This is a genomic window from Pseudomonas sp. LARHCG127 (genome assembly GCF_052871455.1).
The window spans coordinates 161,860-187,166 of the sequence record NZ_JBIXJT010000009.1 but is presented as its reverse complement, the minus strand read 5'-3'; the positions used below and the strand labels follow the sequence as shown (position 1 = coordinate 187,166).

Genomic DNA, 25,307 nt, shown 5'->3' with positions numbered 1-25,307 from the left:
CGGCAGCCGGTGAGGCTGCCGTTTTTGTTTGCGGCGGGATTTATAGTGTCTGGGCTGGCCTCATCGCGAGCAAGCTCGCTCCCACAGGGTTCTCGGGTGCCCAGACGTTCAACACTCACCGCAGATCCTTGTGGGAGCGAGCTTGCTCCGGGCGGCGATCCGACGATGGCGTGAGTCCATTCACCACAGGGCTATCTATTGCACTGGCATCCCGCCCAGCCGGCCTTATAATGCCCGCCTTTGCGTACCTCAGCAGGCTGTAATTCCTTGGCAAACATAGACAACCCGGCCGCCGAAATGGCGGCCGACGGCTTTTTCCGGATCGCCTTGGGCGTTGAATACAAAGGCTCGCGCTACCGTGGCTGGCAGCGCCAGGCGTCCGGTGTATTGACGGTGCAGGAAACCCTCGAAAACGCACTGTCCAAAGTCGCCGATTCGCCCGTGTCGCTGCATTGCGCTGGTCGTACCGATGCCGGTGTGCATGCCTGTGGCCAGGTGGTGCATTTCGACACCCAGGTCGAGCGCTCGATGAAGGCCTGGGTCATGGGCGCGAACATCAACTTGCCCCACGACGTCAGCGTCAGTTGGGCCAAGGTGATGCCGGCGCATTTTCACGCGCGCTTCAAGGCCATCGCCCGGCGTTACCGCTACGTGATCTACAACGACCAGATTCGCCCGGCGCACCTGAACGAAGAGATCACCTGGAACCACCGCCCGCTGGATGTCGAGCGCATGGCCGAGGCCGCGCAATACCTGGTCGGCGTCCATGACTTCAGCGCCTTCCGTGCCGGCCAGTGCCAGGCCAAGTCGCCGATCAAGGAGTTGCACCACCTGCGGGTGACCCGTCACGGCAAGATGATCGTGCTCGACATCCGCGCCAGTGCCTTCTTGCATCACATGGTGCGCAACATTGCCGGCGTGCTGATGACCATTGGTGCCGGCGAGCGGCCGGTGGAATGGATCAAGGAAGTGCTCGACAGTCGCATCCGCCGTTCCGGTGGCGTCACGGCGCACCCGTTTGGCTTGTACCTGGTGCAGGTCGAATATCGCGATGAATTCGAGCTGCCAGAGCGTTACATCGGGCCGCATTTCCTCACGGGCTTCTCGGAACTTGACGGCTGACGCCCTCCGCAGCATTTGTTACCATCCGGGACTTTCAAGGATTTGCCCGAGGTTTTACCCACCATGCCGGTCGTTCGCAGCAAGATTTGCGGGATCACTCGCGTCGAGGACGCGTTGGCGGCGGTCGAGGCCGGGGCCGATGCCATCGGGCTGGTGTTCTACGCCAAGAGCCCGCGGGCGGTGACGGTGCAGCAGGCGCGGGCGATCATCCAGGCCCTGCCACCGTTCGTGACCCCGGTAGGGTTGTTCGTCAATGCCAGTCGTTGCGAGCTGGGTGAGATCCTCGATGCGGTGCCGCTGGGCCTGTTGCAGTTCCATGGCGATGAAACCCCGGCCGATTGCGAAGGCTGGCATCGCCCGTACATCAAGGCGTTGCGAGTCAAGGCCGGTGACGACATCGCCGCCGCTTGCGAAGCCTTTGCCAGTGCCAGCGGCATCTTGCTGGACACCTATGTGGAAGGCGTGCCCGGCGGTACCGGCGAAGCATTTGATTGGTCGCTGGTGCCACAAGGGCTGAGCAAGCCGATCATCCTGGCCGGTGGCTTGACGGCGGAAAACGTCGCCTCGGCCATTCGCCAGGTTCGTCCGTATGCGGTGGATGTGAGTGGCGGGGTGGAGCAGGGCAAGGGCATCAAGGATCCGGCAAAGATTCGTGCATTCCTGGCTGCTGTTCGCAACAGCCAGTAGTCAATGTGACGGCTGGCAGACTGCCGCCGTCCATACCTGCACTGTACAAAGCAGGCAGGCACCGCCTTCGGGTGGGCCGATAGCGTAGGGGCAACCGCGGTGCAGCGGTTGCCGGGATGGCAGAGGAGGTTGGGCTGCACGCAGGTCATGTTTCGCGCTGACCGTGGTGGCCGTTCGATCCTCGCCGCACAATGAATTTAGCTCAAGGGCATACGCGGGGCCGCGAACCAGAGCGTTCGGGCCGCCGGTACTGGAGAAAGAAAGCATGAGCAACTGGTTGGTAGACAAACTGATCCCTTCGATCATGCGTTCCGAGGTGAAGAAAAGCTCGGTGCCTGAAGGTCTGTGGCACAAATGTCCATCCTGCGAGGCGGTGCTGTACCGTCCCGAGCTGGAAAAGACCCTGGACGTTTGCCCCAAGTGCAACCACCACATGCGCATCGGCGCGCGTGCCCGTATCGATATCTTTCTGGACGCGGAAGGCCGCGTGGAGCTGGGCGCCGACCTGGAGCCGGTGGATCGCCTGAAATTCCGCGACGGCAAGAAGTACAAGGATCGCCTGACCGCTGCCCAGAAGCAGACCGGTGAAAAAGACGCCCTGGTGTCCATGAGCGGCACCTTGCTGGGCATGCCGGTGGTGGTCTCGGCTTTCGAATTCTCCTTCATGGGCGGTTCCATGGGCGCCATCGTCGGCGAGCGTTTCGTTCGTGCCGCCAACCATGCCCTGGAAAACCGTTGCCCGATGATCTGCTTCGCCGCTTCCGGCGGTGCGCGGATGCAGGAAGCACTGATCTCCCTGATGCAAATGGCCAAGACCTCCGCGGTGCTGGCGCGTCTGCGTGAAGAAGGCATTCCGTTCATCTCGGTGCTGACCGACCCCGTCTACGGTGGTGTTTCCGCCAGTCTGGCGATGCTGGGCGACGTGATCGTCGGCGAGCCGAAAGCCCTGATCGGTTTTGCCGGGCCGCGTGTGATCGAGCAGACCGTGCGTGAAAAACTGCCGGAAGGCTTCCAGCGCAGTGAATTCCTGTTGGAGCACGGCGCCATCGACATGATCATTCATCGTCAGGAGTTGCGTCCGCGCCTGGGCAACCTGCTGGCGCAACTGATGGGGCTGCCGACGCCGAAGTTCGTCGCTGCACCGATCGAGCCGATCGTCGTTCCGCCAGTGCCTGCCGGGCTATGACCCAACGCACCCTGGGCGACTGGCTTGCCTACCTCGAGCAGTTGCATCCAACAGCCATCGACATGGGGCTGGAGCGCTCGCGAACGGTAGCGTCCCGCATGGGACTGGCCAAGCCGGCGCCCCGGGTGATCACCGTCACCGGCACCAATGGCAAAGGTTCGACCTGCGCCTTCGTGGCCTCGCTGCTGCGGGCCCAGGGGCTGAGCGTCGGTGTCTACAGCTCGCCGCATCTGCTGCGCTACAACGAGCGGGTGCAGGTGAATGGCGTCGAAGCCACGGACGCCCAGCTGTGCGAAGCCTTTGCCGCGGTGGAAGCCGGGCGAGGCGATACAACCCTGACCTATTTCGAGATGGGCACCCTGGCGGCGTTCTGGTTGTTTGCCCGTGCCGGTCTCGACGCGGTGGTGCTGGAAGTCGGCCTGGGCGGGCGCCTGGACACGGTCAACCTGGTGGACGCCGACATCGCACTGGTCACCAGCATTGGCGTGGACCATGCCGATTACCTGGGCGATACCCGCGAATCCGTGGCCTTCGAGAAGGCCGGCATCTTTCGCCAGGGGGCGCCTGCACTCTGTGGCGATCTCAATCCTCCCCAGCCATTGTTGGACAAGGTCCGCGAGCTCAGTTGCCCGTTCTTTTTGCGTGGGCGGGATTTCGACCTGGCGATGACCGAGCAGCATTGGCAGTGGCGCGGTACTGACCTGCGTGGCAATCCGGTGGAGTTGCGTGATCTGCCACTGCTGGATTTACCGATGGAAAACGCCGCGCTGGCGCTCCAGGCCTACCTGTTGCTGGGCTTGCCCTGGGAAGCCGGGCAAATTGTCCAGGCGTTGCAGGCGACCCGTGTGGTCGGGCGCCTTGATCGCCGTCAGTTCGATTGGCAAGGCAAGCGCCTGAACCTGTTGCTGGACGTCGGCCATAATCCCCATGCGGCGCAGTACCTGGCCGAGCGCCTCGCACGACGGCCCGTGGCGGGGCGGCGCCTGGCGGTGTTCGGACTGCTGTCCGACAAGGATCTGGATGGCGTTGTCGAGGCGTTGAATGCTAGTGTCCAGCACTGGGCGGTGACGCCGCTGGATTCGCCGCGCACGCGTACGGCCGCTGAGTTGCACGGCGCTTTGCAGCGTCATGGCGCTCCAGTGCAAGCCTACGCCAGCGTGGCCGCCGCCCTGGAAGGGCAGTGTGCCCTGGCGACGGCCGATGACGAAATCCTGCTGTTCGGATCATTTTTTTGTGTTGCCGAGGCCCTTCAATGGTTGGCCCGGCGCTCCACGGAGGAAGCTGCAGATGGCATTGCTGGATAAGGCGTACAAGCAGCGCATGGTCGGGGCCCTGGTGTTGGTGGCCCTGGCGGTGATTTTCCTGCCGATGCTGTTTTCCCGTCAGGACGAGCAGCGCCAGGTCACGGTCGACGCGCCAGCCGCGCCCCAGGCGCCTTCGGTGCCGCCCGTACAGGTCGAGCCCGTGGTCGTGCCTGAGCCCCAGGCGTTGCCTCAAGAGCCTGTGCCAAGCGACGAGGAACTGGCCGAGCAACCTGTTGTGCCTTCCACGCCGATAGCACCTGCGCCTGCCACGCCGGCTCCCGCCGCGCCGAGCAAGCCGGCTGTCGCACCCGTGCCTGTTCCGGCGACGCCGGCGGTCAAGCCGGCCCCGAGCCAGCCGATCACCGCTGCTCCGACCAAGCCGGACACGACCCAGAGCCGTGTGGATGCCAATGGCCTGTCGGTCAGCTGGTCGGTGCAACTGGCCAGCCTGACCAGTCGTGAAAGTGCCGAAAACCTGCAGAAAACCTTGCGCAGCCAGGGCTACAACGCCTATATCCGTTCCGCCGATGGCAAGAACCGGGTGTTTGTCGGTCCGCTGATCGAGCGCGCCGAGGCCGACCGACTGCGTGACCTGCTCAGCCGCCAGCAGAACCTCAAGGGTTTCGTGGTGCGCTTCCAGCCAGAGCGCGGCTGACAGCGTTTTAGCTGATTTGAATCACGCAGCTTACCGACAGCCCTGCGCTCTGCTAAAATGCGCCGCCTTATCCGTCTGTAGGCTGCACCGTGCCATTTACCTGGGTTGACTGGGCGATCGTTGCGATCGTCGCCATCTCCGCATTGATCAGTCTGAGCCGCGGCTTCGTCAAGGAAGCCCTCTCGCTGCTGACCTGGATCATCGCGGGAGTCGTCGCCTGGATGTTTGGTGGTTCGCTGTCCCAGTACCTCGCCGGATACATCGAAACTCCCTCGGCCCGCGTGATCGCGGGCTGTGCCATCTTGTTTATCGCCACCTTGCTGGTGGGCGCAATGATCAATTATCTGATCGGCGAACTGATTCGCGTCACCGGGCTTTCCGGGACGGACCGGTTCCTGGGCATGGCCTTCGGCGCGGCGCGTGGCGCGTTGCTGGTGGTCGTGGCCGTCGGGCTCTTGAGCCTGGGGCCGGTACAGCAGGATACGTGGTGGCAGGAGTCCCGGCTCGTGCCACAATTTCTATTGGTCGCAGACTGGTCCAAAAACCTGATCCTGGGTTGGAGCAGTCAGTGGCTTGCCAGCGGTATCAGCGTACCCGCTGAAATACCGTTCAAGGAACACCTCTTGCCGACGGCCAAAACGCCGCAGTAAGTGTGTTCAGTTCAGATCCATTAAGTAGGGGTTGCGTCGCATGTGTGGCATCGTCGGTATCGTCGGTAAGTCGAACGTCAATCAGGCGCTGTATGACGCGCTAACCGTGCTCCAGCACCGCGGCCAGGACGCTGCCGGTATCGTGACCAGCCATGACGGCCGGTTATTCCTGCGCAAGGACAACGGCCTGGTGCGTGACGTGTTCCACCAGCGTCACATGCAGCGCCTGGTCGGCCACATGGGTATCGGCCACGTGCGCTACCCCACCGCGGGCAGCTCGACGTCGGCTGAAGCCCAGCCGTTCTACGTCAACTCGCCTTACGGCATCACCCTGGCGCACAACGGCAACCTGACCAACGTCGAGCAACTGGCCAAGGAGATCTACGAGTCTGACTTGCGCCACGTCAACACCAGTTCCGACTCGGAAGTGATGCTCAACGTGTTCGCCCATGAGCTGGCCCAGCGCGGCAAGCTGCAGCCGACCGAAGAAGACGTGTTCGCCGCCGTGACCGACGTGCACAACCGTTGCGTGGGCGGCTACGCAGTCGTGGCGATGATCACCGGCTACGGCATCGTCGGTTTCCGCGATCCCCACGGCATCCGTCCGATCGTGTTCGGCCAGCGTCACACCGACGAAGGCGTCGAGTACATGATCGCCTCGGAAAGCGTGTCCCTGGACGTGCTGGGTTTCACCCTGATCCGCGACCTGGCCCCGGGCGAAGCGGTCTACATCACTGAAGATGGCAAGCTGCACACCCGTCAGTGCGCGACCAACCCGTCCCTGACCCCGTGCATCTTCGAACACGTCTACCTGGCGCGTCCGGACTCGATCATCGACGGCATCTCGGTCTACAAGGCGCGCCTGCGCATGGGCGAGAAGCTGGCCGACAAGATCCTGCGCGAGCGTCCGGAACACGACATCGACGTGGTCATCCCGATCCCGGACACCAGCCGCACCGCGGCCCTGGAACTGGCGAACCACCTGGGCGTCAAGTTCCGCGAAGGCTTTGTGAAGAACCGCTATATCGGCCGGACCTTCATCATGCCGGGCCAGGCCGCACGGAAAAAATCCGTACGCCAGAAGCTCAACGCAATCGAACTGGAATTCCGCGGCAAGAACGTGATGCTGGTGGATGACTCCATCGTCCGTGGCACCACCTGCAAGCAGATCATCCAGATGGCCCGCGAAGCCGGCGCCAAGAACGTGTATTTCTGCTCTGCGGCCCCGGCCGTGCGCTACCCGAACGTCTACGGCATCGACATGCCGAGCGCCCACGAGCTGATCGCGCATAACCGCACGACCCAGGACGTGGCCGACCTGATCGGTGCCGACTGGCTGATCTACCAGGACCTGCCGGACCTGATCGAAGCGGTAGGCGGCGGCAAGATCAAGATCGAGCAGTTCGATTGCGCGGTATTCGACGGCAAGTACGTCACCGGCGACATCGACGAGGTCTACCTGAACAGGATCGAGAACGCGCGTAACGATGCGTCCAAGGCCAAGACCCAGGCGGTCAGTGCGATCATCGATCTGTACAACAACTGAGTCACCAACCGGCCCCGAGGGGCCGGTTTGCGTTTAACCGATTACAGGAGTGGCAGCATGAGTCAGGATTGGGATGCCGGTCGGCTGGACAGCGACCTTGAAGGCGTAGCGTTCGATACCCTGGCGGTTCGCGCGGGTCAGCACCGTACACCGGAAGCCGAACATGGCGACCCGATGTTCTTTACCTCCAGCTACGTGTTCCGCACCGCTGCCGACGCCGCGGCGCGGTTTGCCGGCGAGGTACCGGGCAACGTCTACTCGCGCTACACCAACCCGACCGTGCGTGCGTTCGAAGAACGCATCGCCGCCCTGGAAGGCGCCGAGCAAGCCGTGGCGACCGCCACCGGCATGGCTGCGATCATGGCCGTGGTGATGAGCCTGTGCAGTGCCGGCGATCACGTGCTGGTATCGCGCAGCGTCTTCGGTTCGACCATCAGCCTGTTCGAAAAGTACTTCAAGCGTTTCGGTGTGGAAGTCGACTACGTGCCCCTGGCGGACCTGTCCGCTTGGGATGCTGCCATCAAGGCCAATACCAAGCTGCTTTTCGTCGAGTCGCCTTCCAACCCCCTGGCCGAACTGGTGGACATCGCCGCACTGGCGGAAATCGCCCACGCCAAGGGCGCCATGCTGGTGGTCGATAACTGCTTCTGCACCCCGGCGCTGCAGCAACCGCTGAAGCTGGGCGCGGACGTGGTGGTGCATTCGGCAACCAAGTTCATCGACGGCCAGGGCCGTTGCATGGGCGGCGTCGTGGCCGGTCGTGGCGAGCAGATGAAAGAAGTGGTGGGTTTCCTGCGCACCGCTGGGCCGACCCTCAGCCCGTTCAACGCCTGGATTTTCCTCAAGGGCCTGGAAACCCTCGGCCTGCGCATGAAAGCCCATTGCGCCAACGCCCAGGCCCTGGCCGAGTGGCTGGAGCAGCAGGACGGCATCGAGAAAGTGCACTACGCCGGCCTCAAGAGCCATCCGCAACATGACCTGGCCCTGCGTCAGCAGCGCGGTTTCGGTGCGGTGGTGAGCTTCGAGGTCAAGGGCGGCAAGGAAGGCGCCTGGCGCTTCATCGACGCGACCCGGTTGATTTCCATCACCGCCAACCTGGGCGACAGCAAGACCACGATTACCCACCCGAGCACCACTTCCCACGGTCGCCTGTCGCCCCAGGAACGTGAATCGGCGGGTATTCGTGACAGCCTGATCCGCGTTGCGGTCGGCCTGGAAGACGTGGCGGACCTGCAAGTCGACCTGGCCCGCGGGTTGGCGGCCTTGTGATCGAGCTGGCTACGCCGCCGAGCGGCACTCATGGCCGGGTTGCACTGGTTACGGGCGCCGCACGGGGCATTGGCCTGGGCATTGCCGCCTGGCTTATTTGTGAAGGCTGGCAGGTGGTGCTGACCGATCTGGATCGCGAACGCGGGTCCAAGGTGGCGAAGAGCCTGGGTGACAATGCCTGGTTCATCGCCATGGACGTGGCGGATGAGGGGCAGGTTGCCACCGGTATCGCCGAGGTGCTTGGACAGTTCGGACGGCTAGACGCGCTGGTGTGCAACGCGGCCATCGCCGATCCGCACAACATCACCCTCGAAAGCCTGGACCTGGCTTATTGGAATCGGGTCCTGGCGGTGAACCTGGGTGGGCCGATGCTGCTGGCCAAGCACTGCGCGCCGTATCTGCGCGCCCACAACGGCGCCATCGTCAACCTGGCCTCGACCCGCGCTGCGCAGTCAGAACCGGACACAGAAGCCTATGCGGCGAGCAAGGGCGGCCTGCTGGCCCTGACTCATGCCCTGGCAATCAGCCTTGGGCCGGAGATCCGGGTCAACGCTGTCAGCCCCGGCTGGATCGATGCACGGGATCCGTCCCAGCGTCGCGCGCAACCCCTGACCGACGCCGATCACGCCCAGCATCCGGCGGGCAGGGTAGGGACGGTAGAGGACGTGGCGGCCATGGTGGCGTGGCTGTTGTCGCGCAATGCCGGTTTTGTCACGGGGCAGGAGTTCGTGGTGGACGGCGGCATGACCAAGAAAATGATTTATGAGTGAGGACGGTTGCCGGTACCGTTTGAAACTGTTTTGAAAAAACTTCAACCCTGCTATTGACTTAGCTTCGGTACCTGCGTAAATTTCGCGGCCTCAACGAAGCAAAGGGTGATTAGCTCAGCTGGGAGAGCGTCTGCCTTACAAGCAGAATGTCGGCGGTTCGATCCCGTCATCACCCACCATGTTTTACGAGAGTTTTGCGAAAGCAAGACGGAAGCTGTCAAAAGCCTCCACCGACGCGCAGCGGTAGTTCAGTCGGTTAGAATACCGGCCTGTCACGCCGGGGGTCGCGGGTTCGAGTCCCGTCCGCTGCGCCATATTTTCCGAAGCAGGTTCGCCTGGTTCGAGATCCAGACCCAAGGGTTTTGATCAGACGAGTTAACTGGACGCAAGTCCATAGCGATACGCAGCGGTAGTTCAGTCGGTTAGAATACCGGCCTGTCACGCCGGGGGTCGCGGGTTCGAGTCCCGTCCGCTGCGCCATATCTGCTTCGAGGCCCACTGAACGCCTTGAAGCTAGGAAGAAAGCTGCAAAGCTCCTTCTAGTCGATAGCAAAGACCCTGGTCGAAAGACCGGGGTTTTTTGTTTTCGGCGTACTGCGATCTATGGGTTGGATTCTGTGGCGAGGGAGCTTGCTCCCGCTGGGCTGCGAAGCAGCCCTTGGTGTAGGTGGCTTCAGAACCCCAATTTATCCCGCAACCCGTAATACCAAGCCCCCATCGCCGCAAAAGGCGTACGCAACAACTGACCGCCGGGGAAGGGGTAGTGGGGCAGGTCCGCAAACGCATCAAAACGCTCAGCCTGCCCACGCAGCGCCTCGGCCAGCACCTTGCCCGCCAAGTGCGTATACGTCACGCCGTGACCGCTGCAGCCCTGGGAATAATAAATGTTATCTCCCAGCCGCCCGACCTGCGGAAGACGCGACAGCGTCAGCAGGAAATTGCCGGTCCAGGCGTAATCGATCTTCACATCCTTGAGCTGCGGGAATGCCTTGAGCATCTTCGGCCGAATGATCGCCTCAATGTTCGCCGGATCCCTCGCGCCATATACCACGCCGCCACCGAAGATCAGACGCTTGTCGCCTGTCAGCCGGTAGTAGTCGAGCAAGTAGTTGCAGTCTTCGACGCAATAATCCTGTGGTAACAGGCTACGAGCCAGCTCATCGCCCAACGGCTCGGTGGCGATCACCTGAGTACCGCAAGGCATCGACTTGGCCGCCAACTCCGGCACCAGATTGCCCAAGTAAGCGTTACCGGCCACGATAATGAACTTGGCCCTGACCTTGCCCTGCGGCGTATGCACAACCGGACTGGCACCGCGCTCGATGTGCACCGCAGGCGACTGCTCATAAATCACCCCACCCAGCGACTCCACCGCCGCCGCTTCGCCCAGCGCCAGGTTGAGCGGATGAATATGCCCACCGCTCATATCGAGCATGCCGCCCACGTACTCGTCGCAAGCCACCACCTCGCGAATGCGCCGCTGGTCCAGCAGTTCCAGCTGGGTATGACCGAAACGCTCCCATAAACGCTTCTGCGACTCCAGGTGGCCCATCTGTTTAGCGGTGAGGGCGGCGAATACACCGCCGTCCTTCAAATCACACTGAATCTGATACTTCGCCACCCGCTCGCGAATGATCCGTCCGCCCTCGAACGCCATGTTGCCCAGCAACTGCGCCTGCTGAGGACCGACGCTGCGTTCGATCACATCAATGTCGCGGCTATAACTGTTAACGATCTGCCCACCGTTGCGACCCGAAGCGCCAAAGCCGACCTTGGCCGCCTCAAGCACAGTGACCTTGAAACCGTTCTCCAGCAAAAACAGCGCAGAAGACAACCCCGTATACCCCGCACCGATCACGCATACATCGGTTTCCACATCGTCCTGCAGGGCTGGGCGCGACGGCGCCGGGTTGGCCGATGCGGCGTAATAGGACGCTGGGTAGGTTGTGTTCGTCATTCTGGAACCTCTGTTTTATATTTTTTACGAATGCGACGATCCTACCCGAGATAAAAATCGGCCGCCAGCCACCCCCGATTCTTCGTTGCGGCGGCGAAATTAAATATTTTGCATATTCATAGGGTTAGGTGAAAAAAAGGTGTTGACACCCCTCCGGAATTCCGTAGAATGCCGCCTCACAGCAGGCACGTAGCTCAGTTGGTTAGAGCACCACCTTGACATGGTGGGGGTCGTTGGTTCGAGTCCAATCGCGCCTACCAAACAAAATCCGCTCTGCTGGGCGGTCTAGAAGGGCCCACCGAAAGGTGGGCCCTTTTTTGTTGGCGCACACATAAGGACATGGTCATGCGGGTTGTCACTTCCCTAACTTTTCTTGCTGTAGCACTTGCTGGTTGCTCTGGAATACCTTCAGTTCCATATGAAGAGCCTACTCAATCAGAGGGCGTGGCGCGTGTTCGCGTTATCACGAACTCCGATGTGTACGGAGATAGCGTCGTCGGTAGTTGTGCTCCTGCTACCCGGCATAAAATGGCTGAAGCCGGACGTTTCGGGCGGGACGGGACAGCGAACATCAACTATCCGCAGTATCCCCTGAAATCGGCGAGCGTTGGCGTACCGAAAAGAGTTTGGCCCAGTCTTATCCAGTACATCCCTGCGATTCGGAGGGGGGAAGGGGCTTACCAAGAGGTCGTAACCGAGTATCGCGTCAGAACGGATCTGCCATTCCAGATTGCAACCTGGGGCGCGACCATTGCGGGCAATGGCAACACTTATCGGACCTGTGGTGGCCAGGCGCTCGTCTACAAGCTGGAACCAGGGAAAGATTACGAAGCGGTGGTAGGGGTGGATGGCAGTCTAAACAAAGATGGCGAGCAAGCGCTTATTTGCATGTTGGCGGTTCTCGAACTGAGCGCGGTGCCTGGCACTTCCATTGTGGTCCCACAAAAGCTAACGCCTGCTGCGGCTCCGCAGGTGGTCTGCAAAAACTAGCAAGTACAGCCCGCCATCGAGCGGGGTTTGCGTCTAGCAGAAGCGAGAAAGCCCCGACTTAGGTCGGGGCTTTTGCGTTGCGGCGAATAAAGAGAGGGCGGTTTCAGGTTGCGCGCGAACACGTCCTGACGCAAATCAGGGGCTGTCCTCAGTTTTTACGTCCCCCAGTTTTTACGTCGGTTGGCGAGATTCGAGTTTGTGGGCTATTCCTTGGTGTTCCGACATTGGGTCAGGTCAAGGCGCGAGCCATGAGCAATCAAGCGCAAGTTGATGCCTTGGAGCACTTGCTCTCGATCGTCAAATCGAGCGAAGTAAGCACTGCGGCATACAAGACTTTCGAGAATGCACAGGCCATCACTGATGGCTAGCGCAGCCACGTGTTGCTAAGCGGCCAAGCGATCCACCCGCCAGTTTTTTCTCTCAAGGACGAGCCATGTTAACGGTCAACGAGATCCTTGTTTTCGATTGCGCCGATGAGGGCGTGGAGCAACTGGTGCGGGAGGAAAAGATCCGACGTTTCAGCAGCAAACTGCCCAGGGCGGCATTCTGGAGCACGTACGTGGCGCCACGGCTCGCCGCCGACGAATCGGCGCTGCTTCTGCCAACGTTCAATGATTGGGTAGCAGCACCCATTGCGAGCGGCAGGTCCCGCGGGCAATTCGTCTCCGTGTCTTCGAGCAGTCCGTTCGCGCCTGCCGGGCGCTTGGACGGTGCACCTACCGGTCTGGCATTGCAAAGCACACAGGAAAAAATATTCACCTCGATCGACGCGCTGATCACCGCGCTACGAGGGCATGTCGCAGCCACGGATAACAGGCAAAAAGAAGAGCGCCTGGCGCTCGATGTCCTCGCCAACGTCAAGATGTTCGAACGTTATGTGCTGGACCGATTGATAGGGAATATCCAGCGGGCTATCGCCAACAGAGAACGCAACTGCCCTGAGGGCGAGTCGTACTACGGCCGCGGCGCCACACTGGATTGGACTCGGGACATTGTCGTCGCCCTCGCAAACGAACTGCCGCTGACCCGGCTGTATAAAAAGGTCGCCGCTATCCACGACTTCTGCCGTTGCAACAGATTCAAGACGCCAAATCGAGGCACTACCCAAGGTATGCGCATCGAGAACGAGAAATACAGCCTTGCGGAGGACAACCTCTGGATCGTCAACCAGCGCAGCCTGAACAACTCCATCTGGGCAGGTAAATCCGGCTCGGCGATGGATATGGTTTACGCCGCCAAGCAAATGGGTATCGATGACGATGATAGCCTTGCCGCACTGGCGTTCTGTATTGTCGCCTTCTTTCATTTCATGCCGACCAGCCAGAGTTCGACCCACACGTACCACGAGGTCATGACCGGCGCGACGAGCGTGCATAAAGGAATCGAAACGTTCTACAAGGCTGCGGAAGTTCCCGGTGGGCAGGACGTGTTTCGCCAATTGCAAAGCCGACCCAGTCTTTGGAAACCAGACGACAGCGTCCAGCGCTGCCCCGGCTGCAATACCTCCTTTGGCGTCTTTACCCGTAAGCACCACTGTCGAGCGTGCGGCGGCATTTTTTGTGATAACTGCAGCAAAGAGACGAAGGTGGTACCAATGCCGGCTATCCGGCCGGGGAAAGCGCCCGAGACAGGGAATCTGCGCGTCTGTAAATCCTGTGCTAGCGGCTGATTGCTGCCGGAAAACGGGGCAGACCACGATAGCCCGGCCTGCGCTGGGCTTCTTGTATCTGCCTATCTGCTCTTGGCCGAATCGTAGACGCTGCTTCGTTCCCGCTTGCCGACGGTCAGCACCAGGATGACAATTCGTCCATCCTCAACGGTCATTGGCGATATCTGCCTCGGCCTCGCTGATGAGATCGTCGAGAGATACTCGAACGGGTGTTTCGTTGGCATCGAGCCGTGCCTTGACCAAGTGAACCAGTTCCAGTTCGTCCAGACGCTCAACCATCGCCTCGTACACGTTGGCAGGAACCATGTAACCCATAACGCGGTTGTGATTCAGCACGGCCACGGGCAAGCCGTTGGCGCCGCTCAGGACGGCAGAGGAGTTCTTCTTGAGTTCGGATACGCTGACGGCCACATCGGCCAGAATATTCTGCATAGATAAGACTCCGATTTAGGTCGTTAATCTGGTCTTTTGGTGCTGTGTAGGCAAGCGTTCAGCGTTCCAACCGCTCGTTCAAAGGTTGGATGGAGCTTGGCTGCGCCGGACGTTTTTATTTCGGGGAAAAGGGTGGCGGAAAGGGAAAAGGGGACGGATTTTTTTGCCGCTGCTGTAAAACTGCGACGTAGGAGGTTTCTGAAAATGTTTTCAAGGGCGCTAATCAGGTCCTGAGCCCCTCGCCGGAGGTTTTCCATCGCGTTACGCTCTGGATATTTTCAGGAAAAAGATTTGGTAAAACGGTGGATAGGCGTATCGCTGGTTTGACTACCGGCTGCTCGCTGCCATGCATCGAGCCTTGATTTCACTGTATAGTATTTGAGCAATTCGATAGATTTGGTGACGTTATGACAGTAGCAGCTCAAAGCAAAGGCCCTTGGTCGGGGCCGACCATCGCCATGACTATGGTTGCGGCATGCTTGGTCATGACTGATCAAATGGCGCATGCGGAAGTAGTGCCAGCCAAACAATCAACTGCAGCAGCGAAGCGGACCCAGGCGAATGTGCAGGATCTAGTGAAAAGTGTTGTTGGCGAACTGCGCAGGCTCGAAACCGACATGAGTAAATACACCAGGATTTTGTGCGAGGCAGACGTTCCAGAATGCCATCTGGAAGACCATCCTTTTGGCTTGATCGCAGACAACCTGAGGTTTGTAGAGAAGAGGCTCCGTGAAGCAGGTACTCCGGTCGGGCGCGAAAAAGAATTCAATACGCTGCTTCGAGCTGTAGCGAAGGCGCGCTCGGTCGCGGCGATGAATGATTCCCTGATACGTCAACGCACGATCGTCCCGAATGTCATCGAGAGTGATATCGACTTGGAAGGGCTGAAAACCCTGACGACCCGCAACACGCAGCGTCTGATCGATCAAATCGGATAGTGGTTATTCGAGTCGAAATCCATCCTGAATTGCAGGCTGATATCGAGTTGGCACTCGCAGCCCATCCTTTTGCACTAGACCAGATAATTAAAGATTTTACCGTCTGCATGGTTAGCAAAGGTCAGACACTTCCCAGTTATATGGGGTGTGATCAGCCATATCACGAGCCGGCAGCGGCTCGATCCGGCCAACTTCGCCATATTCATATCGCTCTACCACCCCAAACGTTCAGGGCTTCCGATCGGCAAGCCTACAGAAAATGCGACATAAAGCGGCCGCAGCTGGATGCCGCTTTAGTCTACGTACAGGGCGAGCTTTACGAAGACCGATACATGATCCTGGCATTCTTCGCGCCGTATGCGCACGACAAGGCGAAGGTCAATGCCGTGATGACTAGGCTTGGGATACTGGCAAAAAAATTCCGAGACGAAAACTGAATTATGATGAAAAACTGTTTGAGGACGCTTGGAGCTAGCCTTGCTAACAGTATAGTGATCCCCGTTGCTTGGGTATCGGGGCTTGCGACGATAGGATTCGTGTGGGGCATGATAGAGTTTTCGTCCGGTAAGCTTACCGTCGAAGGACGTCAGCTCTTCCTGGCTTCTATTTCTATTTTTTGCCTCGCTATATGGCACTTGATACGGCGCAAGAGACGAGCAAAAGCACTTGTAGCGTCCATCAACCTAAAAGAAGGCCTGAGCCTTGACGATACTCAGTTGCTCGGCTTTCCAAGCCCCCTATTTTTTGCCTTTGACCCTTCCAACAAAAAACTCACTCAATGCCAAAGCGCCACCGGCGATTATCAAGTTCGAGACTTCACGTGGGTAACAGGCTGGCAGTTTGAGTGGCAACAGATTGACAGCAAGGTATCGGGCGGCGTGCTTCAAATAGTCGATGGGGCGGGCATGGGCGTTCCAGTCGACGAGATTCGGCGTAGATTCATAAGATTCACATTGGTTCTGATGGTTGCCGATACAAGTCATCCTCCGCTCCGTTTTCCAATGAGCCGGAGCGCAGCTGAAGGGTGGTGTGCTCGGTGCAATATGCTTTTCAAGTGCTGAACCCGGGAAAGCGGGGGACAGACCGATTATGAGACTGGTCGATTTTAGACGGACCAAAATTGTGGTCTGTCCCCCTCGGTTCCCCTGAGCCCAAAAGCGTTACCGGCGTTAGCTTCCTTCCGGGAACCTTCAGTTGGTTCCGCATCAACCCGAGGTGGTGTCGAGTCCGATCGTAAGAAGCACAGCAGTGTGAGGAGCAGGATGAAGCGAAAAATGAAGCGGGATAGCTTGGACATTGTCGACACCTGAAGTTGAAGTCGACTCCTATTGTCTATATCCGCTCTCGCAGTTCCACTCAACTCGGTGTAATTACGCTGTGCCAGCTTTTGACGGTCAACAATCGAAGAAACGAGGACAGACCACAACTATGGGGAGGTTGAGTACAGGTGAGCTCTAATCGTGGTCTGCCCCTAATTCACTCAGCGCCGGGCTTCTTTTATCTGCCTACCGATTCTTGGCCGAATCGTAGACGCTGCTTCGTTCCCGCTTGCCGACGGCCAGCACTAGGATGACAATCCGTCCATCCTCAACGCGGTACACGAGTCGGTAGCCGGCGCCGCGCAATTTGATCTTGTAGCAGTCCTTCATGCCGTGAAGCGCATCTCCTGGCACTCGTGGCCCGGCCTGCCGTTCTTGGAGCTTTCGCAAGAACTGGAGGCGGATGGTGCCGTCGAGTTTGCGCAGTTCCTTCAGCGCTTTCGGATCCCACTCGACTCCGTACTCAACGGCCATTGGCGATATCTGCCTCGGCCTCGCTGATGAGATCGTCGAGAGATACTTGAACGGGTGTTTCGTTGGCGTCGAGCCGTGCCTTGACCAAGTGAACCAGTTCCAGTTCGTCCAAGCGCTCAACCATCGCCTCGTACACGTTGGCAGGGACCATGTAACCCATAACGCGGTTGTGATTCAGCACGGCCACGGGCAAGCCGTTGGCGCCGCTCAGGACCGCAGAGGGATTCTTCTTGAGTTCGGATACGCTGACGGCCACATCGGCCAGGATATTCTGCATAGCTAAGACTCCGATTTAGGTCGTTATTCTGGTCTTTTGATGCTGTGTAGGCAAGCGTTCAGCGTTCCAATCCCTCGTTCTAAGGTTGGATGGAGCTTGACCGCGCCGGACATTTTTGTTTCGGGAGAAAGGAGGGCGGGAAAAGGGAAAAGGAGAGGGTTTTTTGCCGCTGCGACTTATGAAGGCTCAAACGAGAGCCGCGAAAGGTATTGACGCAAATTCCTACACAAACCTCGGAAACCAGCGCATTGCAGCATCTGGATAGGCAACTTATTGTCTCTATATCGCCCAGATGGCGATTCGGGTTTGGCGACTCGATTGAATGAAGCGCAGAAGCTTCTGCTCCTTATCAATTGAAGAGGTACTGCTCATGACCCGATACATGCCCATTACCGGCATCGACTGCATCCCCGCAACCCTGCTCATCGACACCGAAGCGCCTCTGGACGTCCTTTTCGAAACCGCCGATTACCGCATCCGAACGGTGACCCAAGTCTTGGAAAATATCGCGTTTCGCTCGGACATCAGCTCAGACACCGTGGTGCTCACTGATTTTTGTAAATTGCTGACCACGTCATTGCGCGATGGCTGTGATGTCATGGATGTGATCGGAAGACGATTGCGGGCGCAGGTGGCGGAATAATGAAAACGGGCGACTAATCAGTCGCCCGTTTTCATAAAGCTTGGGAGAAAATTCAAGAGGGCAGGGCATGTGTCCCCATTGACTGCAGGATGGGTAAAGAAGAGGCGAAGCCAAAGAACAAGGAAACCCATACTCAGGCAGGCGAATGTTCAGCTCCATGCCCAGGCTGCGCATGAAGATCAATGCCTAGCGCATGAATGACCTTGAGTACGGTATCGAATCTCGGCTTTGATCCAGGTGCGAACGCCTTCTACAAGCTTTCTCGGCCCCTGCCAGAGTCTTTAGCAATCTGCGCCATGCCTTGGGCCTTGGCGACATAACCGATCGCTCGGAGAAACTCCTCGCTATCACCATCAATCAGCACTTGAGAAAAGTACTCACTGATTGCTTCGTCGCTATCGAGCAGTGCCGCCATGTCAAATGTCGTCAAGTGTTGGCTCATGTTCAAATTTCCTTTGCCAATTTCTTAGCTCAAAACCCTGGTCTGTCCCTAGTCTTTCGCCATCCCTTTTTTGGGGCGGCTTCGCCACCCAGCGGGAGCAAGCTCCCTCGCCACGGGATTTGTGGTGTCGCGGCTCAGGCAGCCAAAGGCCAACCAATACGCGCTGCACGGCGTAGGCTCGCCTTAACAACCAAACGATGGAACGGGGCAATAACGAAAATGTAGGCCCGGCCCAGACGGTTGTGGCACTGCACCACGGTTGAAAAAACCAGTTGGCGACTACCTTCCTGCTCTACCTCTCCAGAACACAGGATCGATATGCGGAAGTCGAGGTGCTTGTCGTCCTCTCCCAACACGATTTCAGTCTGGTCGGTGCTGTAGACCTTGAAGATTTGAATCCGATGGGCAAGTGTCGCCAAATGCCTGGCTGTCTTGAGACCAAAACAGGCAACGACAGTGTCTCGGACTTTCATGAGCCATCCGATCCAGGATGGCTGGTGGGAAAGGATGAATCGAGCGAGCACCTCTGGATCGCTGGATGTGCCCGCAGGGAGTCGAATCGCAAAGGCGTCCGCCAAGTTCGTCGACTTGTAAAGGTGGGTGACGCCGGACCTCGAGGGGACCGGCACAGACATAATGAGCTCAAATTCTCGGGGCATCGGGGATCTCTTCCTGAGTGCTAACTACCAATTAGATGACATGCCATGTCGCGTTTCTTGTTGGGAGGCGGCCACTTCTCCTTGTCGGATACTGAGCCCGATCAGCGCATCATACAGCGCCTGCTGCCCCGCGGGCAGGACAGGGAGCAACGTCGCGCGGCGCTTGTCGGCATCGAACCAGGATTCAACCAACCATCCCACCAGATAGAGCGCCGAAAGGCATCCGCCAGCGGTTGCGACGTTGCCCCGGCATACAAGAGGCTGGTCCACGGGCTCAAGTCCCAGGGCTTGCAAGCCCGATCGTGCATCCGGGTGTGTCGTTGCTCGGCCGCTGAGCAGCCCAAGCCGTTGGAGAATGAAAGCGCCGGCGCAGATGGAGCCGATTCGCTGGCGTTTGGGGTCAAGTTCAAACGACGGCAGGAAATCCGGGGAGGCCAGTGCGGCGGGTATTCCTTCCTTGCCGCTGGCGAACAATACCGCGTCGGCACTATTGGCCTCGGAAAGCGGACCGTGCACCGAAACAGGCAGGCCATGCGCCGATCGTACGACAGGGCTGGAACCCAATATTCGGACGTGCCAGTCCTCGGTGTTGCGGCCTAAGATGTCCCACATCAGGAATAGGTCGATATCGGTGAATTGGTCGAAAGCAACCAGGACGATTTTCTTCAAGGCGAGCTCCATGAAAAGTGCTGGCGTGCAAAACGCAACGGCCATCTTTGCTGGTGTTCGCAGGGTATCGATCGGTTGCGCGCCATACACAGCCTGTATGGCGATAAATAAGGAGCGAAATAACGGATGGAAAAACTAACGCGTCACCATTGGATCGCGGCTGGTTTCGAGGCCCTCGACCAGACAGGGCATATTGGCGTGTCAGCCGAGAGTCTATCGCGCCGATTGAATGTGACCCGCGGATCGTTCTATCACCATTTCCGCAATCGCGAAGACTTTGTTCGCACCTTGCTGGCCGCTTGGGAAGAAGACTACACGGAGCGCATGCTCGCTTTTGCGGCCCAGGGTCGTAGCGCGGGCGAAATCTTGAAACGCTACTTGAGTGTTGCCGCTGAGAAACAACCTGGGCGAGAAGTTTCCATCCGAGCCTGGTCGCTGCACGATCCGTTGGTAGGCGAGTTTCAGCAGCGTGTTGACACACGACGATTGGACTTCGCGATACGGACGTGTCGTCGCTTGGCCCATAGGCCAGGCGAAGCAGAAGTGATGGGGCAGGTGGCCCACTTGTGCTTGATTGGGGGGCAACAGGCAGGGCTGCGGCGTGATGCCGCTCGTTTCAACCGTTTCGTGCATCGAGCCTTTTCGCTTTTCGAAGGGGTTCTCCCACCGTGGCGGTCCAGGTCGTAAGAAGAAATGAGCAGGGGAGTGCCTGACTTGATAGCGTCGTGGAAAAGGGCCATGAATGGGCCGCGAATGGGCAAACCGTGTGTTCCGATGTCTATTCGGGATGAGGACCGATAATGCCGTACAACTACACGAACGGCCGGTACTTGGTCTTCAAAGGCCGGGGCAGCGATGGGGCGCCCTTGGGTCGGATTCACCAGGACGGAATAGTTCGAAATCTTCAGGGTGAGCCGCTGTATTACGTAAACACGGACGAACATGCGTTCGTTTCGGTCGATTTTATCTTTCAAGGCGGTATACAAAAATGTAGCGGCACGTTTTATGTGCTCGGCGACAAAGTTCTTTTCACATTTTCCGAGATGACGGTCAAGCCACAGGGAAACGAGACCGAGGAGGAGGCGCTTCACAGGGAATTCAAAAAAAGGGCGTTAAGTTTGGCAGGGCAGATCGTCCAGGCGAAAAATGAGATGGTGCAGGCACGCTTGGATATGGCCTGGTCCAATTTAAATCTTTTCCGCCGTTTTCGTACCTTCTTGACGAGCCGAGCCCGTAGGGAGCGCACATCACCAGGGTGGCGTTACAGTGGGTTGGAAAGTGGTCATGAGCTCAAATCGAATGTCTCTTCATCGTCACTCGCGACAATGGTTTTGTGCGCTGCGGACGCAAGGAAAACGCGGGCAGACCACGATTATGAGGCGGTCCGATTACACATAAACTCAAATCGCGGTCTGTCCTCAGCCTTCTGGTGTCCGCCGTTTGAGGTGGGTTCTATAGCTGCACTTGCAGGACGTCCTCGTCGTAACTCGCGCTGGGAAAACATCCAGTCAATCTATACTCCGCGTTTTGTCCGGACACTCGTCAAATTGATTGGGAATTAAATGAAACAGGTAGTGTTGGCACTTTCGCTGGTCACATTGGCAGCCTGTATGCCTTATCAATCAGTGAGCTCGCCAGATCCAAATTGGATGCGTCTGGGTGGATATGAACCTGAAGGCTATCCGAGGACGTTTGTCGAGAACCTAAGCGGCGATTGCTCTTTGATTACCGAGTCATGGTCTGACAGTAGAATCAACGGTCGTATTCTGTGGAAGAAGCGGCAGTCTCGAGAGCCTGTTGCCTGTCCATAGGCGCCTGTGTAAGGGCCGACTTCGCGTCGGGAAGAGGGACAACCCACGATTTGAGACCGCCAGATTAATGTACGCAATATCGAGGGCTGTCCCAGTTGTTCTGACTCCCGCCCTTGGCTCGTAGCAGCGAAGCAATGGTGCTAAATTCTGCGCATCCAGCGTGTGGGCCCATCTGGCTCGGCGGGGATATTTAACGCCTCTCTCAACCGATTTTGTGGATATGGAAATTCAATGAACACACCTAAGCTTTCGATTGCGCTGTCCTGTGCTGTTGCAGTTTTGATGTTGAGCGGATGCGCTGCCTCTGTAAAAAGCGGCGGAACTGAAACGCTCGTCATTCAGGAGTCAGCCAAGCAGAACCTGGTCGTAAACTTCGAGGGGAATAGCAAGGTTCAACAAAACGAGGACTGGCCTCGCTTGAAGCGGGAGTGGAATGACGCCCTGCAAGTCGAAGCGACTCGCGCCGGCTACAGGCTTACAGGGGCTCAGGCATCAAGCCAGGAGGCCAAGGACGGTGTCGGTATCAAGATCAACGTGACCAATTTCCGTTACCTGACCCCAGGCGCTCGCTACGGAGCAGGGGTCATGGTGGGGAATGCGTGGGTCAATTCCAGTGCAGATTACTCGGACTTGAAATCAGGCCGCCTGATTGGAACTCGGACATACGACACGTCATCGTCTGCTTGGGAAGGTGTCATGTCGGCCATGACTCAAGAGCAGGTTCAGGCTATTTCTCAGAAAATCATAAGTGACATCAAGAGCGCAAAAGCCAAGTAATGCGATCTGGTTAACCGGCGTCATGAGTCGATGAATAAAGCGGGTTTCGGAAGAGCACGGATGAGTCAATGGAAAACACAGGGATTCTGGAGCAGGGCGTGGACCTTTGCGCTGCTGGTATTTCTCGCAGTGTTTACCTTTTACTCCGATGCGACCTGGTTGGGCGACGGCTCATCCAAGCCCAAGCAGGTCTTCAGCCCTGGCTTCATAGCATTCTGTGCGTTGGTGGCTGTGTTTGAACTGATCGTGCTAAATCATTTCTATGGTGCGAGTAGATGAGGCATAGCGATTCCTTTGCCGCTATAGCGGTTGAGTTTTAATGAGCGGTAGTGGCCAGTGGCTATTCTTTGATATGAGTTTTTTGTTATCTTTTTGGTTTCTCTAAAATTAAGGGCTTTCAGATGTCTGAAAAATTCATATCGGCTTGGTTCTATGCTTCGATGGAAAGTACAACCAGGCCGACCGGTTTGCCTGGAAGCAAAACCGAAACGGTTTATGACAAAAAAACTGTGGACTTGGATAATTATGCGGATTTGCTTCTGGAGACGTATGAGACATTCGATGAGCAGGGGTATGACGTTGTGAACGTAGTTCCGATTTCCGTGGCTCTATCAGAGGAATGTACTCAGAGAGGCGGGGCCTACGTTGGAGATGTTGCGTTCTCGGTTACGCGAGGAGCTGTGGTAATCGGAAAGAAGAAACTTCCTTAAGCTGCGGATGCTTTATTTTTTGGTCTTTCTGGATTATCCCGGATTAGGGCCATCCTCGGCAGCGCACTGGCCGCTGAGGTAGATGCGCGTCATGTGGCCACTTTCGGGTGTAGGTCAGCGTGCCATCGAGCCCGGGCCGGAGAGGGACCGGGGAAACCACGGTTATCAGAGTCGCGGTCAGTTCCCAGTTTCCCATCTCATGCCCGGCTGCATCCCTCCAGCTTCACACAATCCTGCCTCGGAACTTTTCCTTAAAATGATGTCAATTTGATAGCGTGTCGCGATGCTCAATAAAACAGGATCAACCAGTGCCAGGCTGTTTCCTGGCAGGCCCAGGAACGTATGAAATGAAAGTGATTCTTGCGATGGTATTGATGTTCAGCGGTTACGCCTTTGCCGGTTGTGGCAACATTGATGACCGTGACCAGCGCGCCTACTGCAATGCCAGGGTAAGCGGCAGCAGTTGCGGAAGCATCGATAATCGCGACTTGCGTGCGGCATGTAACGCAGAGCTGGGAGGCAGTTCTTGCGGCAACATCGATGATCGTGACCAGCGTGCCTATTGCAATGCCAAGCAGAGCGGCAGCAGTTGCGGCAGCATCGATAATCGTGACTTGCGTGCGCGATGCAACGCGGAGATGGGTAATAGTTCCTGCGGCAACATTGATGACCGTGACCAGCGCGCCTACTGCAATGCCACGACCGGCGGCAGTAGTTGCGGGAGTATCGACAATCGTGATCTGCGTGCTCAGTGTGAGTCCATGAAGCGCTGATTGGGGGCATCGGCGGCGGAATGGGTATGGAACCCTCCATAGCGTCTGCCGTGCGATGTATTCGCGTCGAAGCTGATGAAGCAACGCGTCCGAGGACGATTGATCAATGTCCAAGAAACTTCAGGAAAGCAAAACAGCGACAGCTGCTGACATTGAGCGCTCTATCCAGGCACTGAACAAAATGGCTGAACGCCTCTGGGGGGATGGTCGGGAGACTGAGGCGAAAGCTCTGCTTGATGCCTTGGATGCCTTAAACAGGGCGCTCGACAGGATCAGGATTGGGGAGAGCCGCAGGGTTCTTCATTAATGCTTGAGGGAAATGGGGACGCTCACGATATGAGTCGGGCCGATTACACGGGGCCCAAATCGTGGTCTGTCCCTGGCTCCACTGACCTGATGCTTGTTGGTCATTCAATGACCGTCGCGATTGCGCTGCAGCCACTCGTCAACGACCTCTCCAAGCGTCTTAGGCACGCCATCACGTATCCAGGCCATGAAGTCTCGGTCAAATTTGAAGTTGTCGCCGCAGTGCACCACCATGAATCGGCGGACGTTCTGTGTGTTTCGATAATCCTTGCAAACTGGCGTATCTCTTGTGAGCTGATCACTGTGCCAATTAAAACTCATGGGGCGGGCTCCGTATTGGATGGTCAGACCTATAAATCCATGACATCGGATGCTTGGCGTCTTGCAAGCGGTATCCACACGTCCACGTAACCCCTCCCTCGGGAGGGTTCGAAATCCGCGCTGTACTGCTCGAACTCAGGCGCGTCGGCTATCTCATATTCAGACTCAGGCAACCAATGATTGAAAATGGTGAAGAACGTCTGATGGATCGTCGAGATATGGCCTTGGTGTCGAAACACTCCATAGTTTTGCTGCGGCACCCTGAAATAACGAAAAGGCGGAGGAAGACTGTCGATGCAGGACACCTCTGTGCCGGCAATGTACTCAAAACTACCGTCCAGTCCAGGGTTACAGCACAGGCCATAGCTCCAGTTGTTCACCTGATCGGGGACCCGTCCCAGGTAGGGGGAGAACGCTTGCCACAAACCGACGATGCCTTCGTTCTTATCGAAGGTATAACGATCCCCCATACCTGCGATGAAAAACGCTGCCCTGGTTTCAAAGCGAGGTTCGGAGAGTGTTATGAGCTTCCTTTCTTTCATACGTAACGGTTCCACTAGCGAGAGATGTTCATCCTCGTTTCCACGCACCTGCTTCGGCGTGACTCCAAACAGATCGCAGAAGGCGCGAGTAAAGGCTTCATGGGAACCGTAGCCGGCATCCAGCGCTACTTGCAGAATGTCCGGCGCACCTCGACGCAAGGCCAGTGCTGCTTGGCTCAACCGCCGAGCACGGATGTACCGCATCACCGACCAGCCCGTCGACAACGCAAACAAACGGGCCAAGGCAAAGGGAGACAGGTTGCAATGGCGCGCGACACGTTCCAGATCGAGTTGGGATCCCAGCTCCAACTCGATGTACCACAGGGCCCTCTCGATATTCAGCATGACGGTCTCCATGAATGCTGAAAGCGACGTTATCAAATGCATGGGAAGAACATTTGATCGTTCT

General features: G+C 57.9%; 29 protein-coding genes, 4 tRNA genes and 1 pseudogene. 25 read left to right on the top strand and 9 right to left on the bottom strand.

Translation table 11 applies throughout. The annotated features are described in order from the left end of the window. The first annotated feature begins 297 nt into the window (after positions 1 to 297). The 12 genes from truA (at position 298) to ACIPQ1_RS17305 (ending at position 9,669) form a co-directional block, all read left to right on the top strand. A complete protein-coding gene (truA, locus tag ACIPQ1_RS17360; RefSeq protein ID WP_003203852.1) occupies positions 298 to 1,122 on the top strand; it encodes a tRNA pseudouridine(38-40) synthase TruA in 825 nt (274 codons plus the stop codon). A 63-nt stretch (positions 1,123 to 1,185) separates the two neighbouring features. Further along, positions 1,186 to 1,809: a phosphoribosylanthranilate isomerase gene (locus tag ACIPQ1_RS17355; protein WP_186707441.1), complete on the top strand. Its 624-nt coding sequence runs from the start codon at positions 1,186 to 1,188 to the stop codon at positions 1,807 to 1,809. Between the two features lie 265 nt (positions 1,810 to 2,074). Further along, a complete protein-coding gene (gene accD, locus ACIPQ1_RS17350) occupies positions 2,075 to 2,995 on the top strand; it encodes an acetyl-CoA carboxylase, carboxyltransferase subunit beta (RefSeq protein ID WP_003179765.1) in 921 nt (306 codons plus the stop codon). Further along, positions 2,992 to 4,299: a bifunctional tetrahydrofolate synthase/dihydrofolate synthase gene (gene folC, locus ACIPQ1_RS17345; protein WP_411385174.1), complete on the top strand. Its 1,308-nt coding sequence runs from the start codon at positions 2,992 to 2,994 to the stop codon at positions 4,297 to 4,299. The genes accD and folC overlap by 4 nt, the downstream gene beginning before the upstream one ends. Continuing rightward, on the top strand, positions 4,283 to 4,954 hold the full coding sequence (locus tag ACIPQ1_RS17340) for an SPOR domain-containing protein (protein ID WP_411385173.1): 672 nt from the start codon (positions 4,283 to 4,285) through the stop codon (positions 4,952 to 4,954). The genes folC and ACIPQ1_RS17340 overlap by 17 nt, the downstream gene beginning before the upstream one ends. 89 nt (positions 4,955 to 5,043) lie before the next feature. Further along, positions 5,044 to 5,604 carry a CvpA family protein gene (locus ACIPQ1_RS17335; RefSeq protein ID WP_030142022.1) on the top strand — a complete coding sequence of 187 codons (561 nt, stop codon included), beginning with the start codon at positions 5,044 to 5,046 and terminating at the stop codon, positions 5,602 to 5,604. 40 nt (positions 5,605 to 5,644) lie between these two features. Continuing rightward, positions 5,645 to 7,150, top strand: coding sequence for an amidophosphoribosyltransferase (purF, locus tag ACIPQ1_RS17330; protein WP_186707444.1), 1,506 nt, complete (start codon positions 5,645 to 5,647; stop codon positions 7,148 to 7,150). 57 nt (positions 7,151 to 7,207) lie between these two features. After that, entirely contained in the window at positions 7,208 to 8,419 is a 1,212-nt protein-coding gene (locus ACIPQ1_RS17325) for an O-succinylhomoserine sulfhydrylase (RefSeq protein WP_186707445.1), read from the top strand. Then, the gene (locus tag ACIPQ1_RS17320) at positions 8,416 to 9,189 is read left to right on the top strand and encodes an SDR family oxidoreductase (RefSeq protein WP_186707446.1); all 774 of its coding nucleotides are present in this window, start codon (positions 8,416 to 8,418) and stop codon (positions 9,187 to 9,189) included. Before ACIPQ1_RS17325 ends, ACIPQ1_RS17320 begins: the two co-directional genes overlap by 4 nt. Positions 9,190 to 9,292: 103 nt before the next feature. After that, positions 9,293 to 9,368, top strand: a tRNA-Val gene (locus ACIPQ1_RS17315). A gap of 58 nt (positions 9,369 to 9,426) precedes the next feature. Next, positions 9,427 to 9,503: transfer RNA gene (locus tag ACIPQ1_RS17310), tRNA-Asp, on the top strand. 89 nt (positions 9,504 to 9,592) lie between these two features. Further along, a tRNA-Asp gene (locus ACIPQ1_RS17305) sits at positions 9,593 to 9,669 on the top strand. A gap of 193 nt (positions 9,670 to 9,862) precedes the next feature. Here the strand turns inward: ACIPQ1_RS17305 and ACIPQ1_RS17300 are convergent. Further along, positions 9,863 to 11,146: an NAD(P)/FAD-dependent oxidoreductase gene (locus ACIPQ1_RS17300; protein WP_446534500.1), complete on the bottom strand. Its 1,284-nt coding sequence runs from the start codon at positions 11,144 to 11,146 to the stop codon at positions 9,863 to 9,865. A 183-nt stretch (positions 11,147 to 11,329) separates the two neighbouring features. Here ACIPQ1_RS17300 and ACIPQ1_RS17295 point away from each other — a divergent pair. From ACIPQ1_RS17295 to ACIPQ1_RS17285, 3 genes are all read left to right on the top strand, one after another. Then, positions 11,330 to 11,406 (top strand) — tRNA-Val (locus tag ACIPQ1_RS17295). Between the two features lie 85 nt (positions 11,407 to 11,491). After that, entirely contained in the window at positions 11,492 to 12,136 is a 645-nt protein-coding gene (locus tag ACIPQ1_RS17290; protein WP_250963085.1) for a hypothetical protein, read from the top strand. Between the two features lie 433 nt (positions 12,137 to 12,569). After that, a complete protein-coding gene (locus ACIPQ1_RS17285; protein WP_446534499.1) occupies positions 12,570 to 13,805 on the top strand; it encodes an FYVE zinc finger domain-containing protein in 1,236 nt (411 codons plus the stop codon). A gap of 144 nt (positions 13,806 to 13,949) precedes the next feature. On the opposite strand, the gene ACIPQ1_RS17280 is transcribed toward ACIPQ1_RS17285, so the two are convergent. Beyond that, complete coding sequence (locus ACIPQ1_RS17280) at positions 13,950 to 14,237, bottom strand: type II toxin-antitoxin system Phd/YefM family antitoxin (protein WP_446534498.1); 288 nt, start codon at positions 14,235 to 14,237, stop codon at positions 13,950 to 13,952. A gap of 485 nt (positions 14,238 to 14,722) precedes the next feature. Between ACIPQ1_RS17280 and ACIPQ1_RS17275 the strand changes: the two genes are divergently transcribed. From ACIPQ1_RS17275 to ACIPQ1_RS17265, 3 genes are all read left to right on the top strand, one after another. Then, a complete protein-coding gene (locus ACIPQ1_RS17275; RefSeq protein ID WP_411385171.1) occupies positions 14,723 to 15,175 on the top strand; it encodes a hypothetical protein in 453 nt (150 codons plus the stop codon). Continuing rightward, complete coding sequence (locus ACIPQ1_RS17270) at positions 15,175 to 15,612, top strand: type II toxin-antitoxin system YafO family toxin (protein WP_250963089.1); 438 nt, start codon at positions 15,175 to 15,177, stop codon at positions 15,610 to 15,612. The genes ACIPQ1_RS17275 and ACIPQ1_RS17270 overlap by 1 nt, the downstream gene beginning before the upstream one ends. Before the next feature lie 108 nt (positions 15,613 to 15,720). Beyond that, entirely contained in the window at positions 15,721 to 16,236 is a 516-nt protein-coding gene (locus tag ACIPQ1_RS17265; protein WP_411385169.1) for a hypothetical protein, read from the top strand. A gap of 444 nt (positions 16,237 to 16,680) precedes the next feature. On the opposite strand, the gene ACIPQ1_RS17260 is transcribed toward ACIPQ1_RS17265, so the two are convergent. Next, positions 16,681 to 16,968, bottom strand: a complete 288-nt coding sequence (locus ACIPQ1_RS17260; protein WP_053123438.1) for a type II toxin-antitoxin system RelE family toxin — start codon at positions 16,966 to 16,968, stop codon at positions 16,681 to 16,683. Continuing rightward, on the bottom strand, positions 16,958 to 17,245 hold the full coding sequence (locus ACIPQ1_RS17255; RefSeq protein WP_411385168.1) for a type II toxin-antitoxin system Phd/YefM family antitoxin: 288 nt from the start codon (positions 17,243 to 17,245) through the stop codon (positions 16,958 to 16,960). Before ACIPQ1_RS17255 ends, ACIPQ1_RS17260 begins: the two co-directional genes overlap by 11 nt. Before the next feature lie 370 nt (positions 17,246 to 17,615). On the opposite strand from ACIPQ1_RS17255, the gene ACIPQ1_RS17250 reads away from it, so the two are divergent. Then, complete coding sequence (locus ACIPQ1_RS17250; RefSeq protein WP_018610855.1) at positions 17,616 to 17,888, top strand: hypothetical protein; 273 nt, start codon at positions 17,616 to 17,618, stop codon at positions 17,886 to 17,888. 133 nt (positions 17,889 to 18,021) lie between these two features. On the opposite strand, the pseudogene ACIPQ1_RS17245 reads toward ACIPQ1_RS17250, so the two are convergent. The 3 genes and pseudogenes from ACIPQ1_RS17245 to ACIPQ1_RS17235 all read right to left on the bottom strand — a co-directional run bounded on the left by ACIPQ1_RS17245 (position 18,022) and on the right by ACIPQ1_RS17235 (position 19,658). Further along, positions 18,022 to 18,330 (bottom strand): annotated as a pseudogene (locus tag ACIPQ1_RS17245) (addiction module antidote protein). A 134-nt stretch (positions 18,331 to 18,464) separates the two neighbouring features. Further along, entirely contained in the window at positions 18,465 to 18,989 is a 525-nt protein-coding gene (locus ACIPQ1_RS17240; protein ID WP_186707503.1) for a DUF2867 domain-containing protein, read from the bottom strand. Positions 18,990 to 19,013: 24 nt separating this feature from the next. Beyond that, entirely contained in the window at positions 19,014 to 19,658 is a 645-nt protein-coding gene (locus ACIPQ1_RS17235) for a DJ-1/PfpI family protein (protein WP_411385167.1), read from the bottom strand. A 126-nt stretch (positions 19,659 to 19,784) separates the two neighbouring features. On the opposite strand from ACIPQ1_RS17235, the gene ACIPQ1_RS17230 reads away from it, so the two are divergent. From ACIPQ1_RS17230 to ACIPQ1_RS17205, 6 genes are all read left to right on the top strand, one after another. Beyond that, positions 19,785 to 20,345, top strand: a complete 561-nt coding sequence (locus ACIPQ1_RS17230; RefSeq protein WP_446534497.1) for a TetR/AcrR family transcriptional regulator — start codon at positions 19,785 to 19,787, stop codon at positions 20,343 to 20,345. Between the two features lie 113 nt (positions 20,346 to 20,458). Then, on the top strand, positions 20,459 to 21,220 hold the full coding sequence (locus tag ACIPQ1_RS17225) for a hypothetical protein (RefSeq protein ID WP_250963097.1): 762 nt from the start codon (positions 20,459 to 20,461) through the stop codon (positions 21,218 to 21,220). 480 nt (positions 21,221 to 21,700) lie between these two features. Next, a complete protein-coding gene (locus tag ACIPQ1_RS17220) occupies positions 21,701 to 22,246 on the top strand; it encodes a hypothetical protein (protein WP_250963098.1) in 546 nt (181 codons plus the stop codon). A gap of 401 nt (positions 22,247 to 22,647) precedes the next feature. Next, the gene (locus tag ACIPQ1_RS17215) at positions 22,648 to 22,956 is read left to right on the top strand and encodes a hypothetical protein (RefSeq protein WP_411385165.1); all 309 of its coding nucleotides are present in this window, start codon (positions 22,648 to 22,650) and stop codon (positions 22,954 to 22,956) included. Positions 22,957 to 23,303: 347 nt separating this feature from the next. Next, positions 23,304 to 23,729, top strand: coding sequence for a hypothetical protein (locus tag ACIPQ1_RS17210; protein WP_250963101.1), 426 nt, complete (start codon positions 23,304 to 23,306; stop codon positions 23,727 to 23,729). Positions 23,730 to 23,835: 106 nt separating this feature from the next. Further along, complete coding sequence (locus tag ACIPQ1_RS17205) at positions 23,836 to 24,036, top strand: hypothetical protein (protein ID WP_250963102.1); 201 nt, start codon at positions 23,836 to 23,838, stop codon at positions 24,034 to 24,036. A gap of 104 nt (positions 24,037 to 24,140) precedes the next feature. Here ACIPQ1_RS17205 and ACIPQ1_RS17200 read toward each other — a convergent pair whose 3' ends face one another. Continuing rightward, positions 24,141 to 24,356 (bottom strand): DUF6434 domain-containing protein, encoded by a 216-nt coding sequence (locus ACIPQ1_RS17200; protein ID WP_446534496.1) that lies wholly within the window; start codon positions 24,354 to 24,356, stop codon positions 24,141 to 24,143. Between the two features lie 29 nt (positions 24,357 to 24,385). Then, positions 24,386 to 25,243, bottom strand: coding sequence for an AraC family transcriptional regulator (locus ACIPQ1_RS17195; protein WP_446534495.1), 858 nt, complete (start codon positions 25,241 to 25,243; stop codon positions 24,386 to 24,388). Positions 25,244 to 25,307: the final 64 nt, after the last annotated feature.

What these genes read in the sequence shown, in the direction of transcription:
- ACIPQ1_RS17300 (WP_446534500.1), bottom strand. Translation starts at nt 11,146, where the DNA reads ATGACGAACACAACCTACCCAGCGTCCTATTACGCCGCATCGGCCAAC.
- folC (WP_411385174.1), top strand. Translation starts at nt 2,992, where the DNA reads ATGACCCAACGCACCCTGGGCGACTGGCTTGCCTACCTCGAGCAGTTG.
- ACIPQ1_RS17195 (WP_446534495.1), bottom strand. Translation starts at nt 25,243, where the DNA reads ATGCTGAATATCGAGAGGGCCCTGTGGTACATCGAGTTGGAGCTGGGA.
- ACIPQ1_RS17225 (WP_250963097.1), top strand. Translation starts at nt 20,459, where the DNA reads ATGCCGTACAACTACACGAACGGCCGGTACTTGGTCTTCAAAGGCCGG.
- ACIPQ1_RS17205 (WP_250963102.1), top strand. Translation starts at nt 23,836, where the DNA reads ATGTCCAAGAAACTTCAGGAAAGCAAAACAGCGACAGCTGCTGACATT.
- ACIPQ1_RS17340 (WP_411385173.1), top strand. Translation starts at nt 4,283, where the DNA reads ATGGCATTGCTGGATAAGGCGTACAAGCAGCGCATGGTCGGGGCCCTG.
- ACIPQ1_RS17230 (WP_446534497.1), top strand. Translation starts at nt 19,785, where the DNA reads ATGGAAAAACTAACGCGTCACCATTGGATCGCGGCTGGTTTCGAGGCC.
- ACIPQ1_RS17220 (WP_250963098.1), top strand. Translation starts at nt 21,701, where the DNA reads ATGAACACACCTAAGCTTTCGATTGCGCTGTCCTGTGCTGTTGCAGTT.
- ACIPQ1_RS17215 (WP_411385165.1), top strand. Translation starts at nt 22,648, where the DNA reads ATGTCTGAAAAATTCATATCGGCTTGGTTCTATGCTTCGATGGAAAGT.
- accD (WP_003179765.1), top strand. Translation starts at nt 2,075, where the DNA reads ATGAGCAACTGGTTGGTAGACAAACTGATCCCTTCGATCATGCGTTCC.
- ACIPQ1_RS17260 (WP_053123438.1), bottom strand. Translation starts at nt 16,968, where the DNA reads ATGGCCGTTGAGTACGGAGTCGAGTGGGATCCGAAAGCGCTGAAGGAA.
- ACIPQ1_RS17275 (WP_411385171.1), top strand. Translation starts at nt 14,723, where the DNA reads ATGACTGATCAAATGGCGCATGCGGAAGTAGTGCCAGCCAAACAATCA.
- ACIPQ1_RS17210 (WP_250963101.1), top strand. Translation starts at nt 23,304, where the DNA reads ATGAAAGTGATTCTTGCGATGGTATTGATGTTCAGCGGTTACGCCTTT.
- truA (WP_003203852.1), top strand. Translation starts at nt 298, where the DNA reads ATGGCGGCCGACGGCTTTTTCCGGATCGCCTTGGGCGTTGAATACAAA.
- ACIPQ1_RS17250 (WP_018610855.1), top strand. Translation starts at nt 17,616, where the DNA reads ATGACCCGATACATGCCCATTACCGGCATCGACTGCATCCCCGCAACC.
- ACIPQ1_RS17280 (WP_446534498.1), bottom strand. Translation starts at nt 14,237, where the DNA reads ATGCAGAATATTCTGGCCGATGTGGCCGTCAGCGTATCCGAACTCAAG.
- purF (WP_186707444.1), top strand. Translation starts at nt 5,645, where the DNA reads ATGTGTGGCATCGTCGGTATCGTCGGTAAGTCGAACGTCAATCAGGCG.
- ACIPQ1_RS17355 (WP_186707441.1), top strand. Translation starts at nt 1,186, where the DNA reads ATGCCGGTCGTTCGCAGCAAGATTTGCGGGATCACTCGCGTCGAGGAC.
- ACIPQ1_RS17265 (WP_411385169.1), top strand. Translation starts at nt 15,721, where the DNA reads ATGATAGAGTTTTCGTCCGGTAAGCTTACCGTCGAAGGACGTCAGCTC.
- ACIPQ1_RS17200 (WP_446534496.1), bottom strand. Translation starts at nt 24,356, where the DNA reads ATGAGTTTTAATTGGCACAGTGATCAGCTCACAAGAGATACGCCAGTT.
- ACIPQ1_RS17290 (WP_250963085.1), top strand. Translation starts at nt 11,492, where the DNA reads ATGCGGGTTGTCACTTCCCTAACTTTTCTTGCTGTAGCACTTGCTGGT.
- ACIPQ1_RS17255 (WP_411385168.1), bottom strand. Translation starts at nt 17,245, where the DNA reads ATGCAGAATATCCTGGCCGATGTGGCCGTCAGCGTATCCGAACTCAAG.
- ACIPQ1_RS17325 (WP_186707445.1), top strand. Translation starts at nt 7,208, where the DNA reads ATGAGTCAGGATTGGGATGCCGGTCGGCTGGACAGCGACCTTGAAGGC.
- ACIPQ1_RS17240 (WP_186707503.1), bottom strand. Translation starts at nt 18,989, where the DNA reads ATGCCCCGAGAATTTGAGCTCATTATGTCTGTGCCGGTCCCCTCGAGG.
- ACIPQ1_RS17285 (WP_446534499.1), top strand. Translation starts at nt 12,570, where the DNA reads ATGTTAACGGTCAACGAGATCCTTGTTTTCGATTGCGCCGATGAGGGC.